Annotated in this window: 13 protein-coding genes; 4 read left to right on the top strand and 9 right to left on the bottom strand. The window is 61.8% G+C overall.

Annotated features, from left to right (window positions below; translation table 11 throughout):
- Window positions 1–6 precede the first annotated feature (6 nt).
- Window positions 7–4,809, bottom strand: coding sequence for an NAD-glutamate dehydrogenase (locus ASD50_RS10235; RefSeq protein WP_056240073.1), 4,803 nt, complete (start codon window positions 4,807–4,809; stop codon window positions 7–9).
- A gap of 143 nt (window positions 4,810–4,952) precedes the next feature.
- Between ASD50_RS10235 and ASD50_RS10230 the strand changes: the two genes are divergently transcribed.
- Window positions 4,953–5,516, top strand: coding sequence for a peroxidase-related enzyme (locus tag ASD50_RS10230; RefSeq protein WP_056240159.1), 564 nt, complete (start codon window positions 4,953–4,955; stop codon window positions 5,514–5,516).
- A 125-nt stretch (window positions 5,517–5,641) separates the two neighbouring features.
- A complete protein-coding gene (locus ASD50_RS10225; protein ID WP_056240070.1) occupies window positions 5,642–5,965 on the top strand; it encodes a YciI family protein in 324 nt (107 codons plus the stop codon).
- 30 nt (window positions 5,966–5,995) lie between these two features.
- On the opposite strand, the gene ASD50_RS10220 is transcribed toward ASD50_RS10225, so the two are convergent.
- From ASD50_RS10220 to typA, 3 genes are all read right to left on the bottom strand, one after another.
- The gene (locus ASD50_RS10220) at window positions 5,996–6,610 is read right to left on the bottom strand and encodes a LysE family translocator (RefSeq protein WP_056240067.1); all 615 of its coding nucleotides are present in this window, start codon (window positions 6,608–6,610) and stop codon (window positions 5,996–5,998) included.
- 30 nt (window positions 6,611–6,640) lie between these two features.
- Window positions 6,641–7,552 (bottom strand): DMT family transporter, encoded by a 912-nt coding sequence (locus tag ASD50_RS10215; RefSeq protein ID WP_320410603.1) that lies wholly within the window; start codon window positions 7,550–7,552, stop codon window positions 6,641–6,643.
- A gap of 84 nt (window positions 7,553–7,636) precedes the next feature.
- Window positions 7,637–9,463, bottom strand: a complete 1,827-nt coding sequence (typA, locus tag ASD50_RS10210) for a translational GTPase TypA (RefSeq protein WP_056240061.1) — start codon at window positions 9,461–9,463, stop codon at window positions 7,637–7,639.
- 207 nt (window positions 9,464–9,670) lie between these two features.
- Between typA and ASD50_RS10205 the strand changes: the two genes are divergently transcribed.
- On the top strand, window positions 9,671–9,955 hold the full coding sequence (locus ASD50_RS10205) for a hypothetical protein (RefSeq protein WP_056240058.1): 285 nt from the start codon (window positions 9,671–9,673) through the stop codon (window positions 9,953–9,955).
- A gap of 1,149 nt (window positions 9,956–11,104) precedes the next feature.
- Here ASD50_RS10205 and dtd read toward each other — a convergent pair.
- A complete protein-coding gene (dtd, locus tag ASD50_RS10200; RefSeq protein WP_056240055.1) occupies window positions 11,105–11,548 on the bottom strand; it encodes a D-aminoacyl-tRNA deacylase in 444 nt (147 codons plus the stop codon).
- 85 nt (window positions 11,549–11,633) lie between these two features.
- Window positions 11,634–12,917 carry an MFS transporter gene (locus ASD50_RS10195; RefSeq protein ID WP_056240051.1) on the bottom strand — a complete coding sequence of 428 codons (1,284 nt, stop codon included), beginning with the start codon at window positions 12,915–12,917 and terminating at the stop codon, window positions 11,634–11,636.
- Between the two features lie 74 nt (window positions 12,918–12,991).
- Between ASD50_RS10195 and ASD50_RS10190 the strand changes: the two genes are divergently transcribed.
- Entirely contained in the window at window positions 12,992–13,612 is a 621-nt protein-coding gene (locus ASD50_RS10190; RefSeq protein ID WP_056240048.1) for a TetR/AcrR family transcriptional regulator, read from the top strand.
- On the opposite strand, the gene ASD50_RS10185 is transcribed toward ASD50_RS10190, so the two are convergent.
- The 3 genes from ASD50_RS10185 to ASD50_RS10175 form a co-directional block, all read right to left on the bottom strand.
- Window positions 13,593–15,644, bottom strand: coding sequence for a M3 family metallopeptidase (locus ASD50_RS10185; RefSeq protein WP_056240045.1), 2,052 nt, complete (start codon window positions 15,642–15,644; stop codon window positions 13,593–13,595). The two genes, ASD50_RS10190 and ASD50_RS10185, sit on opposite strands and share 20 nt — an antisense overlap.
- Before the next feature lie 67 nt (window positions 15,645–15,711).
- Complete coding sequence (locus ASD50_RS10180) at window positions 15,712–16,113, bottom strand: nuclear transport factor 2 family protein (RefSeq protein ID WP_156465009.1); 402 nt, start codon at window positions 16,111–16,113, stop codon at window positions 15,712–15,714.
- 67 nt (window positions 16,114–16,180) lie between these two features.
- The gene (locus tag ASD50_RS10175) at window positions 16,181–16,825 is read right to left on the bottom strand and encodes a carbonic anhydrase (RefSeq protein ID WP_056240038.1); all 645 of its coding nucleotides are present in this window, start codon (window positions 16,823–16,825) and stop codon (window positions 16,181–16,183) included.
- Window positions 16,826–16,914 lie beyond the last annotated feature (89 nt).

Below are 16,914 nucleotides of genomic sequence, written 5' to 3'. Positions count from 1 at the left end.
CGGTTGCTATGCGGAAGGCCCGACAAGATCACTCATCAGGCCCGACGCTACTGAAAGGCGCGACACGGTGATGTCTCCGCCTTCGGTCAGGGCCTGCAAACGCTCCCTTGTACGAGCGACCCGCTCACCGCCCGCTTCCATCCAAGCCGCAACTGGGTCAGCCGCCTTGGCGTGATCGGTCAGTGCTGCAACCGCGATGCCGCGACGGGCCGCGCCTATGGTGTCGGTTGCCCGTGACAGGGCAAGCTGGTCATAGTAGTCGGACGGCATGATCGAGCGCGCAGCATCCTCCACGCGTGGAATCCGGAATGCATCGCTGACCGCAAAGAATGCCCTGGCCGCAGCAATGATGTCGGCGTTGGCCAGCTTTGCCGTTAGTGCGATATCGGGAATAAGATCGGCAACTTCTGTAAGCGCCAGCCTTTCCGCCAGCTTTTCCGACGCACCGCCTTTGAACAAGCCATGCCGCCGTTCTTCGATCCGCTCGCGCGAGAATGCAGGGAGCACGGAAAGCAGTTTCGGCTCGAGCGCCTTGCGCGCTTCCTGCAACTCGGCAATGCGTTGGGCAAGTGGCACCGTGCCGGTGTCGTTCTTCAGATACCATCCGCTTGTTACATAAATCAGGCGGCTGACCATCTGGTAGAGGTCAAGCTGCACCTCTCCGTCAATCTTGTTGTCGAGCGCATCGATCTCCCGATAGAGCCCGGGAAGCGCGAAGCCATCCCGGATCAATGCAAAGGTGCGCACCACGTCTGCCGCCGTACGTCCCGTTGATTCCATCAGGCGATTGACGAAGGAAGGGCCGCCGCGATTGACGAGATCGTTGGCAACCACGCGGGCGATGATTTCACGCCGCAGGCGATGGCCATGGATTTCCGGCGAGAACTTCTTCGCCATGCGATCGGGGAAGTAGCCCATCAGATCCTGATCGAAATGAGGGCCGTCCGGTACGTCGGATGCAACGATGTCCGAAAACAGCACGATCTTGGCATAAGCCAGCAAAACGCCGAGCTCCGGTCTCGTCAACGGTTCTCCACGAGCTTCACGCTCTGCGAGAGCCGCCGGTGAAGGCAATGTCTCGACCACGCGATCGAGCAATCCACGCGCCTCCAGCGCCGCCATGAAGCGCCCCTGATGAGCGATGTCGGCCAAGCCGCGCTTGCTCGCCAGGGAAAGCGCCAGCGTCTGCTCATAGTTGTTTGCCAGAACCAGATCGCTGACTTCGTTGGTCATTTCGGCAAGCAGCTTGTTGCGTGCCGGTCTGGCAAGTGCGCCCTTGCGCATGGCGGCGGCCAACGCAATCTTGATGTTGACCTCGACATCCGAGCAATTGACGCCGCCGGAATTGTCGATGGCATCGGAATTGTTGCGGCCTCCCTTCAGGCCAAATTCGATACGGGCACGTTGGGTAACACCGAGATTGGCGCCTTCGCCGATGACCTTGGCGCGAACGTCCGCAGCGTTGATGCGGATGGCATCGTTGGCTCGATCCCCCGCATCCTGGTTGGTTTCGCCAGACGCTTTCAGATAGGTGCCAATACCGCCGAACCAGAGCAGGTCGACCGGGGCGGCGAGGATCGCACGCATGATCTCGACTGGCGTGGCAACCGTCTTGCCGATACCAATCGCCGCGGCGGCCTCGGCACTCAAGGTCACCGATTTTTGAGCGCGCGAAATGATTGCACCGCCCTTCGACAGCCTGGATTTGTCGTAGTCCTGCCAACTCGAACGCGGCAGGTCGAACAGCCGCTGGCGCTCCACGAACGACGATGCCATATCCGGATCCGGATCGATGAAGATATCGCGGTGGTCGAAAGCGGCAATCAGGCGGGTTTGTTCTGAACGCAACATGCCGTTACCGAACACGTCGCCCGACATATCGCCGACACCGACCGCGGTGAACGGCGCAGTCTGAATGTCGCGGTTCATCTCGCGGAAGTGGCGTTTGACGGCTTCCCATGCGCCCTTGGCGGTTATGCCCATCTTCTTGTGGTCGTATCCGGCAGAACCGCCACTGGCAAAGGCATCATCGAGCCAGAAATTGTGCTTCTCGCTGATGGCGTTGGCGGTATCCGAAAATGTCGCTGTGCCCTTGTCGGCTGCGACAACGAAATAGGGATCGTCGCCGTCATGGCGCACCACGCCATCAGGATGAATGACCTGATCGATGCCGATATTGTCGGTGATCGACAAGAGGCTGGAGACGAAATTAATGTAGGCGGCACGTCCGGCCTCGAAAACGGCGTCACGACTTCCACCTATGGGAAGGCGCTTGGAATAGAACCCGCCCTTGGCGCCAACCGGCACGATGACCGCATTCTTGACCTGCTGTGCCTTGACCAGGCCCAGCACCTCGGTGCGGTAATCCTGTGCCCTGTCGGAAAGGCGCAAGCCGCCGCGCGCAACCGGCCCGAAGCGCAGATGTACGCCCTCGACTTCCGACCCGTAAACGAAAATCTCGCGCCATGGCCGCGGCTCAGGCAGCCCGTCTATGGCCCGCGGCTCAAGCTTGATCGCCAGCGACTGACCACGCTCCTTCTTGCCCCCGGCGAAATGGTTGGTCCGCAAGGACGCCTCGATAAGGTTCAGGTAGCGACGAATGATGGTGTCGTCGTCGATGTTCGGGACGTCTTCCAGCGCGTCCTTGATCTTGGCCTTGAGATGTTTGGCCGCGACTACGCCATCTTCCCGGGAACCCGGCCCCAGACGGGCGACGAACAGGGAATGCAGTCCGCGCGCGATTTCGGGGTATCGGTTCAGAGCGGCGGCGATGAAATCCTGGCTCTGGGGAATTCCGGCCTGTTGCAGGTAGCGGCCATAGGCGCGCAGAACCAGAGTTTCGTTCGACCACAGGCCTGCCGTCTGCGCAAGCCCGTTGTACCCGTCATTGTCGACGTCACCTCGCCATACCGAAAGGAATGCGTCTTCAAACAACGCTCCGCCATGGGAAAGGTCGATCGGCTTGCCGTAAGCGTTTTCCAGTTCCATGTCGTGGAGGAAGACCTTGTCGCCACCGTCCTCGCCGATCTCGAAGGTCCGCTCGCTGATGACGCGGAAGCCGATGTTTTCAAGCACCGGTACGCGCCTGGACAATGCAACGGGACTGCCATGATGGTAGATCTTCAGCGACGCCTGCTCGGGTGTCTGGCTGGGGTCTTTATAGTAGTCGATGGCAATCGGGTTGGACGCGGTGATCGTCGCGATGCGTCCGGCATCCACCAGTGCCGCAGCCGGTGAGAAGCTGTTGCGATAGCTCTCCGGGAAACGGCCCGCAATGCTGGCGAGCGACGCATCAGAGCCCGCGTCAGCCGCCGCTTCACGCAGGGCGTCTTCCCAGGTCCGCACGATCGCGCGAATGGCTTCTTCGATCGTCGATTGCTCGACCTTCGGCGTCTTGCCACCCGAGCGGCCAATGATGAAGTGGACGCGCGCCAGTCCGCCTTCCGGGAAAGCCGGGTAGTAGGCCGACAACCGGCCTTCGAACACTGATTTCAGATAGCTACCGATCTTTTCACGAGCCTCGGAATCGTAGCGGTCGCGCGGCACGAAAACGAGGATGGAGACAAAACGGTCGAACTGGTCGACCCGCACCAGCGCACGCACACGCGGTCGCTCGATCAGCCCGAGGATAGCTTCCGCGTGCTTCCTCAGTGTCGGCACCGGGACTTGAAAAAGCTCATCACGCGGGTAGCTCTCGAGCACATTTATGAGCGCCTTGCCGGAATGGTCGCTTGGGTTGAAGCCCGATTTGGCGATGACCGTTTCCACCTTGGAACGCAGATAGGGAATCTTCATCACCGAGCGCGTGTAGGCAGTCGACGTGAACAGGCCGACGATGCGCAATTCACCCGCAAGCGCACCCTTGGACGTGTAGGTTTTGATGCCGACGTAGTCGAGGTAGATGCGCCGGTGCACGGTCGACTTGGCGTTTGCCTTGGTGACGATCAGCGGTTCCGGCCCATGCAGGAAGGCGCGAATTTCCGGCGTTGTGGTCACGGCTTCGGTGCCGCGCCGCAGCACAAGGACGTTTGGATCGGTCAGGATGCCGAGACCGGCCTTATTGGCGAGTTCCAGCGTACCGCTCTTTTCGCCGCCACTGTATTTGTATTCACGCATGCCGAGGAAGGTGAAATTGTCATCGCGCAACCATTCGAGAAAGGCGATCGCTTCAGCCACATGGGCCTTGTCGAGCGGCACCGGCGCATAGCGGAATTCCGAGATTGCCTGGTCGAGACGCGCCAGCATCGGCTTCCAGTCCGCCACCGCCGAACGCACTTGGGCAAGCGTCTTTTCCAGTCGCTCGGCCAGGCCTTTCGCCTGATCCTCGGACAGGCGCCCGACATGGACATGGACGACGCTCAATCGGTCGAGAGCGGGTTCTCCCTTTGCCGAACTCGCATCACCGGTGATTTCCACGACACCGGCCTTGCCATGCTTCACGCTGATGACGGGGTGGGTAACCAGGAGCGGCTCGCCCGCACTTTCGGTGATCTCACCGATAATGGAATCGAACAGGAAAGGCATGTTGTCGTTGACGACGGTAATCACCGTCACCGGCTTGCCTTCACGCGAAACGCCGCCCTCGGTTTCGACGGAAACGACGCTCTCGCCCTTCTTGTGTCGAAGCACCGCGCGCTCGGCCAGCACCGCGGCGCGGTCGAGGTCCGCCGCGTCGTAGACTGCCAGATCTTCTTCAGGAGTCCTCGCAAGAAGGTGGTCCGCCAACTTGCCCCTTTTTTCCGAAATCTTCGCCCCATCGCCCTTTCCTGGTTTCGAATTTGCCCTGGAAGCAGGTTTTAGACTGGCCATGATGCGAATTTTCCCTCCGCCGACTGCAATTTCGACTATCGTAGCAGATGGGCAGGTTTTGGCGACAAAGGTTTGACTACGCCTTAAGAAAATAAACTCGATGCATGATTGCCGCCAAAAAGCTGAGTGGAGAAGAACGTCCCATGTCCGAAAAAATCACTGCCCTTGACCTTCCCGCACCAGAGTTGAGCGATGCGACCAAGGCCTACTTCGCCAAGTGCGAGGAAAAGCTCGGGTTGGTTCCGAACGTGCTTTTGTCTTATGCCTTCGACGAGAAGAAGCTGCGGGCTTTCACCGATACCTATAACGATCTGATGCTGGGTGAATCGGGCCTCTCCAAGCTGGAACGCGAGATGATCGCGGTGGCCGTGTCCTCGATCAATCACTGCTTCTATTGCCTCACGGCCCATGGCGCGGCGGTACGCCAGCTTTCCGGTGACCCTGTGCTGGGCGAACTGATGGTGATGAATTTCCGTGCCGCCGACCTCTCGCCTCGCCAGCGCGCGATGCTGGAGTTCGCGGTGAAGCTGACGGAAGAGCCGGCCAAGATCGTGGAGGAGGACCGGCGGGCCTTGCGCGATGCCGGTTTCAGCGACCGCGACATCTGGGACATCGCTTCGACCGCCGCATTCTTCAACATGTCGAACCGCCTGGCTGCCGCCATCGACATGCGCCCCAACGCCGAATACCACAAGATGGCCCGGTGACGGCCGACTTCACATTATATTAGCGGCAGCGCATTTCCGTTGCGCACCTTGCTGTTTGGTCCGATGATCGGCGCGCGGCCGGGCCGCATGCCGGTTCGAGGCCGCTGATCAGCAAGGAGGAGAACATGGCGAAGTTTCTCTACGTCTATCATGGCTCGGGCAAGATTCCGGCGACGGAAGCCGAACGCAAGGAAATAATGGATGCCTGGAACGGCTGGTTCGGCAAGCTGGGCAAGTCGGTTGTCGATGGCGGGAACCCGGTCGGCATGTCGAAGACGGTGTTGCCCGGCGGCCGCATCGAGAACAATGGCGGCACCAATCCCACCGGAGGCTATTCCATCATCGAGGCCGCTGACATCGACCAGGCTGCAGAAAAAGCGAAGGGCTGCCCGATCCTCAATGCACCGAATTGCAGCGTCGAGATCGCGCCCATCATCCAGATGATGTGACGGGGGAAATCCCGTACCGGCAAGTCAGCATCATGACCGCGCTGCGATTGCCGCCGCAGCGCCGGCCATGGTGGCGGCGCTGACGCGGTTGGCGATCTTCATCGCCCGTTTGCTCTTCAACAGCTTGCGCGCCTGCGCCGCCGCCACCACCCAGGCAAGGTCGATGGCCACCAGCACAACCGCCATGGTCAGCGTCAGTTCCAGCCAACCTATGACGGTGACCGAAGCGAGGTCGATGATGGTCGGTAGAAGCGCCAGATAGAACATCATGATCTTGGGGTTGCCGAGCGTAACGGCCATGCCGGCAAGGAAAAGCCTCAACGGAGAGTCTTCCTTCGGCAACTCGCCCGCCTTCGCCTCGACAGGGGCCGTCCACATCTTCCAGGCAAGATAGGCGAGGTAGGCGACGCCTGCCCATTTCACCGCAACGAAGGCGGCGTGGAAAGTCTGCGCCACAACGGCCAGACCAAAAACGGCGAAGGACAGCCAGATGCCCTCGCCGATCCACATGGCGAGCAGGAATGGAAAAACGTCGCGAAACCCCTTCGAGATGACGCGTGCCACCAGCGCCGCGATGGAGGGTCCGGGCGAGCCGGCGGCGACGAACAGTGAGGCGGCAAAGATAAGGAGAGAGGTGAAGGTCACGACAATTATCCTTCCCGATGGAGATTTCGCTTATACCGCAGCGACTTCGATTGGTTCGGCTAGCTTGGGCTTCGCCCGGGAGGCAAGCAGGCAGCCGATAATGATAAGGAAGGCCCCCGCCAAAGTCGACCAGCCAACTGCCTCGTCGAAAAACACCCAACCCAGGATAATGGCCCACACAAAAGCCGAATACTCGGTGGGAATAAGGTATTGCGCTTCCGCACGCGCATAGGACCAGCTCATCAGGAAGTGGCCACCCAGCGCAAGCATCGTCACCCCGGCAAGCGGCAGCCACTGGTCCTGCGGAAGGGACATTCCGAGCCACGGAGCAGCAAGGCCAAGCGTAATGCCAACGACCAGATTTTGAAAGAACACGATTTCAAGCGGCTTTGCCATCAGTGCCTGCCGGCGCGCCAGGATGAGGTTGTAGGCATAGAGGATTGCCGAGCCGATGACCGCTGCCATGCCAAGGACGACATCGGGCGCATAGCCGGTGTGGTTGAACTTGCCGATCATGATGACCAGCACCCCGACCATGCCCACGATGGACGCCGACACGGCAGAGCGGCCGATTTTCTCCCCAAGCAGCACGGCGGCCAGGAATAGCGCCACCAACGGGGCGATAAATGAGAGCGCAATCGTTTCGGCCAGGGGCAAACGGCCCAGACCCCAGAAGAAGCTCAAGGCGACGAAGGCGACGACGACGCCTCGCAAGGCATGCAGCCTCAGAACCTTGGCGCTGGGCCATGAGGCCGATGTGGTTGCCCAGATGGCGCCAGCCGTGGTTGTTGCAAAGAGCGAACGCCACAACAAGGTGTTGTAGGCGCCTATCACCAGGACGAGCCCCTTCACTGCGGCATCCATTGCCGAAAGCAGCAGGATGCCCATCGAGCAGACGAGGACGGCCAGCAAAGTCGATGTTGTTGTCTGGGTGGGTGTCACGGTCCGATCCAACTGCATGAAAGCGGTTAGATCGGATCGCACGCTAAGCCAAGAGCGCAGCCAGCCCTATTTCGACGGTCCAGCCTATGCCGCGCCGGCGACCTTGGACTTCTCGAAGCGCTTGCGCTCGTTCGGGTCGAGATAGAGCTTGCGCAACCGGATCGTCTTCGGCGTGACCTCGACCAGTTCGTCGTCCTGGATCCAGGCCAAGGCGCGCTCCAGCGTCATGCGGATCGGCGGGGTCAGCTTGACGGCCTCGTCCTTGCCGGCGGCGCGGATGTTGGTCAGCTTCTTGCCCTTCAGCACGTTCACTTCCAGATCGTTGTCCCTGGAATGGATGCCGATGATCATGCCCTGGTAGACCTTGACGCCGGCGTCGATGACCATCGGGCCGCGATCCTCGAGATTGAACAGCGCATAGGCAACCGCCTCGCCCTGGTCGTTGGAGATCAGGACACCGTTGACGCGACCGGGCAACTCGCCCTTGTAGGGCTGGTAGGAATGGAACAGCCGGTTCATGACGGCGGTGCCGCGCGTATCGGTCAACAGTTCCGACTGGTAGCCGATCAGGCCGCGCGTCGGTGCATGGAAGACGAGGCGCTGACGGTCGCCGCCCGAGGGGCGCAGCTCGACCATGTCGGCCTTGCGCTCGCTCATCTTCTGCACAACCACGCCGGCATGTTCCTCATCGACGTCGATGACGACTTCCTCGATCGGCTCAAGCAACTGGCCACCATCGTCGTTCTTCATCACCACGCGCGGACGCGACACGGCAAGCTCGAAGCCTTCGCGCCGCATGGTCTCGATGAGAACGGCAAGCTGCAACTCGCCGCGGCCCGAAACGTAGAAACTGTCCTTGTCGGCGGATTCCTCGATCTTCAGCGCGACGTTGCCCTCGGCTTCCTTGAGCAACCGATCACGGATGACGCGGCTCGTCACCTTGTCACCCTCGGTGCCGGCAAGCGGGGAATCGTTGACGATGAAGCTCATGGTCACGGTCGGCGGATCGATCGGCTGCGCATGGAGCGGCTCGGTCACGGACGGATCGCAGAAGGTGTCGGCGACCGTGCCCTTCGACAGGCCCGCGATCGCCACGATGTCGCCTGCCTGCGCTTCGTCGATCGGCTGGCGCTCAAGGCCACGGAAGGCGAGGATCTTGGAGACGCGGCCGTTTTCCAGAAGCGAGCCGTCGTGGTGCAGCACCTTGACCGCCTGGTTTGCCTTCAGCGAACCGGACGCGATGCGGCCGGTGATGATGCGGCCGAGGAACGGGTTGGCCTCGAGGATGGTGCCGATCATGCGGAAAGGGCCCGGCTCGACGGTCGGCGCCGGCACATGCTTCAAGACGAGATCGAACAACGGAGCAAGGCCCTGGTCCTTCGGCCCTTCCGGATTTTCCGAAACCCAGCCATCGCGGCCCGAACCGTAGAGGATCGGGAAGTCGAGCTGCTCATCGGTAGCGTCGAGCGCAGCAAACAGGTCGAACACTTCGTTGACGACCTCGACGTGACGGGCGTCCGGACGGTCGATCTTGTTGATGACGACGATCGGCCTGAGGCCAACCTTGAGCGCCTTGCCGACGACGAACTTGGTCTGCGGCATCGGGCCTTCGGCGGCGTCGACCAAAACGATGGCCGAATCGACCATCGACAGGATGCGTTCCACCTCGCCGCCGAAATCGGCGTGGCCGGGCGTATCGACGATGTTGATGCGGGTATCCTTCCACTCGACCGAGGTCGCCTTGGCGAGGATGGTGATGCCGCGTTCCTTTTCGATGTCGTTGGAATCCATGGCGCGCTCGGCAACGCGCTGGTTTTCGCGGAACGAGCCGGACTGGCGCAGAAGCTGGTCGACAAGCGTGGTCTTGCCATGATCGACATGCGCGATGATCGCGATGTTACGGAGGTTCATACGTGTCTCTCTGGGATGCTGACGGCGGCGACAAGGGAGCAAGCCGCGCGCGCCATCATTTTCGGTTGCGCGGCTCATACAGCTTTTTTCGCAATCGCGAAAGGGGAGCGCAGGCAAAAGACTTCCGGTCACCGATTGTTAAGAGCTTGTCGGATAGGTTTCGTTAACCAATGCGGAACCATCCGCGCTACTGACGATTGATTGTCGATGACAAAGACCTTGCTGCCCCGATCCGGTTTTTCCCTTGCGGCCATCGCGATCACCGCGATTTTTGCAGCGGGCGCGGCGCATTCCATGGTGAGCGCCAGCGCTCCCTTGTCGGAAAAGGTGCTTGCCGCGACCGAAGCGGAACAGCTGTTTGCCGATGCGCCAGACGGCGTCGATCCCATGGTGACCGGCCCGGTCAGCGTAAGCTTCAAGAAGAAGCAGCACGCCGCCGGTTGCGCCGAAGCCAAATGGCCGGAAATCCCGGTCGCCTGCTATCCGCAGTAATTTTCCAGCGCCTGTTCGCCACTAGGCTGCCTCGTTCCCTTCGTCATCCTCGGGCAAGCCTGTGCGTAGCGAAAGGCGCGACCCGATGATCCATGCCGTGAGGGTCACTGTGGAAGGGGCGGCTCAGAATGGGGAGCCTTCATTTGTACCCTTTCCACGCTGCCGCGCTGTAACGGCATGGATCCTAGGGTCTGCGCAACGGCCTTCGGCCTGCTCCGCCCTGGGATGACGAAGAGATGGATATGTTTCATCATTGCCACGCCCGCTTTCGCGTCTGGGATTTTTCTGCCCCGCCTTTAAGCTCTCTCGCTAACGCTCGTCGCTGGCGGGGACCCCGAGGAATGGCCAGACGGCTGACGGAGGTCGTACTTTACCGTTGCCACGCCCGCTTTCGCGTCTGGCCATTGTCAAAGAACTGACCTCGATTGAGGTCGGGAGGACGGGCGGCCGTTCGGTCGCTCGTTTAGGTAAGTAGTGCGGCCTTGCGGCCGCCCGTCCGGTGGTCTTGCCTTACCGGGGGCAGCAATGACGCTGAAAGCCCCGATCAAGGCCCGGACTTGGGGGCTCATTGGGGGCTCATCACCCAGCCGCACACCGTTATGCGACCAATCCGGCACCGACGCCCTTCCCTGATACCCGGTGCGCACCAGGTCTCCCGCAAGGGCGATGGCAGCGAGTATGAGGGAGGCGGAGACGGCGGGGATAAGTGGAGTGGGAATTTTTGTGGGAAGGCGTGATTTCTCCACTACGCGATCAGAAGCCTCACAAGAACAACACCCCCCTCTGGCCTGCCGGCCATCTCCCCCTCAAGGGGGGAGATCGGCAGCTTCAAGCTTACAGCCNCTACGCGATCAGAAGCCTCACAAGAACAACACCCCCCTCTGGCCTGCCGGCCATCTCCCCCTCAAGGGGGGAGATCGGCAGCTTCAAGCTTACAGCCGCCTCTGTGACCTCAGTACCGGATGAAAGCATGGCAATCGAGTGATCTCCCCCCTTGAGGGGGAGATGGCCGGCAGGCCAGAGGGGGGTGGCAGGGACAGATCGCTCACCGCACCCCGCACCTGCGGCGCGACCCTCCCATCAAGGGGAGGGTTAAGCGTCAGCGTCTGCGCTCAAACACCCCTCATCCGGCCTTCAGCGCTACCCGCCCTACTTGGCTTCCGTATCCAGCCAGATGGTGATGGGACCGTCATTGATGAGCGCGACTTTCATGTCGGCGCCGAAAATTCCGTTGGCGACCGTCACGCCATGTCCGGCAATTTGTGCGGAGAAATGCTCGTAGAGGCGCTTGCCCTCGTCGGGCGCGGCAGCAGTGGAAAAGCCCGGTCGATTGCCTTTCGTTTCGGCGGCCAGCGTGAACTGGCTGACGACAAGCGCCGCGCCGCCGACATCGAGCAGCGAGCGGTTCATGCGGCCTTGCTCGTCCCTGAAGATACGCAGGTTGACCGCCTTGCGCGCCAGCCATTCCGACTGCTTTTCGCTGTCGCCCTGCATGGCGCAGACGAGGATGAGCAGGCCGTGCCCGACCTCGCCGGTGACCTTGCCGTCAATCGTGACGCTGGCCTCGGAAACCCTTTGTATCAATGCGCGCACGGCCGCCCCCGTTCTTACCAAGACTGCGGAGCAACCGGGCGCCCGACTTTAATGTGGGCACCCCGGCCATCCGTTGCCGCAGCTTCTACGCAGGCTGCAGCTCGGGGTCAAACGACGGTTTGCTGGTGTTGATGAGCAGCGAGATGCAGGCGGCGACGATGCCGGTCATGCCGGCGATGAGGAAGGCCAGAACGTAGTCGCCCTGCATTTCGTGCATGATGCCGCCGAAATAGGCTGCGCTTGCAGCGCCGAGCTGATGGCCCGCCAGAATCCAGCCGAACACCAGCGGGCCATGACCATCGCCGAAGGCTTCGTTGGAAAGGCGCAGCGTCGGCGGCACGGTGGCGATCCAGTCCAGACCGTAAAGCACGGAAAAGATGATGAGGCTGGTGGCGGAGAAGCCGGAGTAAGGCAGGTACATCAGCGACAGGCCGCGAATGGTATAGTAGACGCCGAGCAGCTTGCGCGGGTCGAAACGGTCGGTAAGCCAGCCCGACAGGGTGGTTCCGATGAGGTCGAACACGCCCATCAACGCCAGCAGGCCCGCCGCCCGGATTTCAGTGATGCCCATGTCGCCGCAAAAGGCGATCAGATGCGTGCCGACAAGACCGTTGGTAGTGAAGCCGCAGATGAAGAAGGTGGCGAACAGGTACCAGAAGGTGCGGGTATGGGCCGCGCGCCACAACGTGTTGAGCGTATGGCTGATGAAATTGCCTTGCGCCGCCGGCGAACGCGGCGGCACGTCATCGGGATCGCCGCCAAAGCGCACCATGCCGATGGAGGCAGGCCGTTCCGGCACGAGGAAATAAACCAGCGGCAACAGAAGCGCGCTGGCAAGCGACACGGTGAGAACCACCCATTGCCAGCCGCCCCATTGGGCAAGGGCGGCGAGGATAGGCAGGAAGATCAAAAGGCCGGTGGCGCTGGAAGCCGACATCAGGCCCATGACAAGACCGCGATTTGTCTTGAACCAGCGATTGACGATGGTCGCACCCAAGACCATGGCAACGGCTCCGGAGCCGATGCCCGACATCACGCCCCAGGTGACCACCATCTGCCAAGGCTCGGTCATGAAATAGCTGAGCGCTGTGGAGCCGGACATCAGGAGAAGCGCAGCCAGCAACGTGCGGCGCAGCCCGAAGCGTTCCATCAGCGCCGCCGCGAAAGGCCCCGCCAGGCCGTACAGGAAAATGCCGATGGCCGCGGCAAACGACACCGCGTCGCGGCCCCAGCCGAGGCTGTGTTCGAGCGGCAGCATCATCACCGCGGGCGAGGAACGCAGGCCGGCGGCGATGAGCAGGCAGACGAAGATGACGGCAACGACCACGAAGGCGTAGCGCTGGCCAAACGGGCGTGACTGGGCTATCATGTTACTGACCGGTACGTTGCGTTGTGGGTTTCGTATACGTACCGATCGGTAACATTGTCAAGTGAAGTCCTCTGATGCCAGTCACCAACAAAATTGATCCAGCCGCCGGAACCGGCCACGAACCGCGCGCGGCGGAAAAGATCCTGAAGGTTGCGCGCGACCTGTTCTATCGTCAAGGGATACGGGCGATCGGCGTCGACGAGATCGTCAGGACGGCCGGCGTCACCAAGCCGAGCCTTTACCGGTCGTTTCCGTCGAAGGACGAATTGGCGGCCTCCTATCTCAGGCGCTACGACGGCGAATTCTGGGCACGGTTTGAAGAGTCCGTGACCGCGCATCCGGGCGACCCGCGCGCGCAGATCGTGGCGTTCCTGGCCGGTGTCGGAAAGCGCACGCAAAGGCCGGGTTATCGCGGCTGCGGCATGACCAATGCGGTGGTGGAATATCCCGAGCGCGACCATCCGGCCCGTCTCGTCAGCGAGGAAAACAAGCGCGAGCTGCGCCGGCGGCTGCGCGCCATGGCAAAGGCGATGGGCGCGGGCGAACCCGACACGCTGGGCGACGGGCTGCTGCTCCTGATCGAAGGGGCCTATATTTCGGGGCAACTGTTCGGCGCCGGCGGCCCGGCCCGCTCGGTGGCCAGGAACGCCGAACTGCTGATCGACGCCAGCCTGGCTACACCAGGCCGCGCTTGACCATCATTGCATCCGCCGTCGGCATCTTGCCGCGGAAGGCGGTGTAGAGCTGTTCCGGGTCCTTCGAGCCGCCGGCCGAATAGATGTTTTTCCTCAGCCGCTCGGCAAGCTCCGGATTGAAGGGATCGCCGGTTTCCTCAAAGGCGGAGAAGGCGTCGGCGTCAAGCACTTCCGACCACATGTAGGAATAATAGCCGGCTGAATATCCGTCGCCCGAAAACACGTGCCCGAAATGCGGCGTGCGGTGGCGCATGGCGATGGTGTCGGGCATGGCGAGCTTTTCAAGCGTTTCGGCTTCGAAACGAAGCGGCTCTTCCGGGGCATCCGGGCGCGCGTGATAGGCCATGTCGATGAGCGCCGAAGCGGTGAACTCGACGGTGGCGAAGCCTGCGCCGAAGGTGCGTGCCGCCAGCATCTTGTCGAGCAGCGCCTTCGGCATCGGCTTGCCGGTCTGGTGATGGAGCGCGTGCTTTTCCAGGACCTGCGGCACGGTCAGCCAATGCTCGTAAAGCTGCGAGGGCAGTTCGACGAAATCGCGGCTGACCGAGGTGCCGGATACGCTCGGCCACGTCACGTCGGTCAGCATGCCGTGCAGCGCATGGCCGAATTCGTGGAACAGGGTTTTCGCTTCATCGACCGATAGAAGCGCCGGCTCGCCTGCCGGCGGCTTGGCGAAGTTCATGATGTTGTAGATGACGGGCGAAGCCCCCTCGCCCAGCCTGTAGCCGGACTGCAGCGAACTCATCCACGCACCGGAGCGCTTCGAGGGCCGGGCGAAATAGTCGGCGAGGAAAAGGCCGCGCTCGGAGCCGTCGGCGTTCTTCACCACGAAGACGCGCGCGTCCGGGTGCCAGGCGGCGATGCCCGACTTCTCCTCGAAGCGGATGCCGAACAGGCGGGTCGCGACGTCGAAGCAGGCGGCGATGATGCGGTCGAGTTGCAGATAGGGCTTCAGCTCCGCCTCGTCGAAGGCGAATTTCTCGGCGCGGAGCTTTTCCTGGTAGAAGCGCCAGTCCCAGGCGGCGAATTTCCCGTTGCTGCCGGCCTCGTTGGCGAGCCGCTCCAGTTCCTTCTGGTCGCTGGCTGCCTTTTCCAGCGCCTTTTGCCAGACCGGATCGAGCAGGCCGTGCACCGCCTTCGGCGTCTTGGCCATGGTATCGTCGAGCTTGAGCGCGGCGTAGGAGGCGTAGCCGAGCAGCTTCGCCTTTTCGGCGCGCAGCTTCAGCATGTCGCGCACCACGGCGGTGTTGTCGCTGGCGCCGCCGTTCTGGCCACGCATGGTGAACGCCCGCCAGGCCGCTTCGCGCAGGTCGCGGCGCTCGGAAAAGGTCGTGAACGGCTCGTAGATCGAGCGCGACAGGGTGACCGCATAGCGGCCCTTCTGGCCGCGCGTCTCGGCGGCTACCGCCATAGCGCTCTTGGCGAAATCGGGCAGGCCGGCAAGATCGGCTTGATCGAGGAACAGCGCCCAGTCGCGTTCGTCGGCGAGCACGTTCTGGCCGAAACTGGTGCCGAGCGAGGAAAGCTGTTCGTTAATAGTGGCGAGCCGCTTTTTGCCGCCGGCATCAAGCTTCGCGCCGGAACGGACGAAACCCTTCCATGTCTTTTCGAGCACGCGCAACGTCTCGGCATCGAGGCTGAGCGAAGCGCGCTTCTGGTAGAGCGCATCGATGCGGGCAAACAGCTTCTCGTTCATCGAGATGGCGGAGAAATGCCGCGACATCTTTGGCGAGATTTCGCGCTCGAGCGCCTGGATGGTGTCGTTGGTATTGGCGCCGGCCTTGCACCAGAAGATCGAGGAGACACGGTCGAGCGCCTGGCCGGACAGTTCAAGCGCGGCGAGCGTGTTATCGACGGTGGGCTCGGCGGAATTGCCGGCGATCGCGTCGATTTCGGCCTGATGGGCCTCAAGGGCAGCGTCGAAGACCGGGCCGAAATCGCCGTCGCCTATACGGGTAAAGTCGGGCAGGTCGAGCGGTCCCTGCCAAGCCGTCAATGCATGCGAGGCGAGGTCGATGGTCTTTGCGGGCATGGGATTTCTTTCGCTGTTGACGCTGCTTCGCCCGATGTAGGCGTGCAGGTCAGCATTCGCAACCGCTTCAGTAGGCGTCGCAGGTTTCCGCCATCGCCGCCTGCGAGGTCGCGGTGAGGTGTTCGCCGGAAAGGGCGAAGGTTTCCTGCATCAGCATGTCGTTGGCAGGGAAATCGTAGCAGGCGATGACGGTGACGACGCCTGCTTCGCTCTTGGCGATGCGGTGCCTGATCTTGCCGCCGGCGACCGCGCTCTCCCACTCGTCCATGGATGAGATGAATTCCTGCTTGGTCTGGACGACGCCAAGATCGGTCAGGTTGATGCGGGCATCATCCGCCAGCAATTCGCCGAGGGCTGCGCGGTCTGTCTTGAGCAAGGCCGAGTACCAGCGGTCGATGACCGCTTCGTCATCGGCTTGCGCGGCGACGGCTGACAGGAGCAGAAGCAGTGCTGCCAGTCCGTTTCTCATGCATCGGATTGCCATAGAGAGATCCCTCGAGGCAAATAGCGGGCGTATGGATGGAAACGCGCCGCCGTCAGCCGAGTTCCGGGCGTTCGAAGTCGCCGCTGTCCTTGTTCATCGCCCACAGCTCGCCGGTCGAGATGTCGAACCATGCGCCGTAGAGATTGAGGCTGCCCTTGGCCTCGAGCGCGGCGATATAGGGGAAGGTGCGCAAATTGTTCAGCGAATAGCGGATCGAGATGCGCTCTAGCGCCGTCTGGCGTTCGCCGGGCGTCATCAGTGTTGAGGAGGTCACGGCATCGGCGGCGGGATAGATGAGGCTCATCCACTTGCCGATGAAGTCGCCCTTGGAGGGCGGCGTCTTGCCGTGGGCCAGAGCGGCCTTGATGCCGCCGCAGCGGCCATGGCCCATGACCACGATGTTTTTCACCTTCAGGCTCTGCACGGCAAATTCGAGGGCTGCCGAAGTGGAGTGGTATTCGCCATCCGGCTCGTAGGGCGGAATGAGGTTGGCGACGTTGCGCAGCACGAACAGTTCACCGGGACCGACATCGAAGATGGTTTCAGGAGACGAGCGGGAATCGCAGCAGGCGATGATCATGGTCTCGGGCGCCTGGCCCTCGCGCGCCAGCGAAACGTATCGTCCGCTTTCAGCCGAATAACGGCCGTTCATGAAGTTGCGGTGTCCGGTGAGGAGGTGTTCGGGAAGATGTGGCATGGTGGGGAATGAGGCCTTTCCGCTGTGGATGGCAATAGCTTGGTCAAGCTGGGAGTGGGTCTAACGGCAAAAGGGCCTGCCGATCAATA

The organism is Mesorhizobium sp. Root552, from assembly GCF_001427285.1.
In the GTDB taxonomy this organism is placed as follows: Bacteria; Pseudomonadota; Alphaproteobacteria; order Rhizobiales; family Rhizobiaceae; genus Mesorhizobium.
Note: the sequence above shows the minus strand (reverse complement) of the source record. Positions and strands in the feature narration are given on the sequence as shown.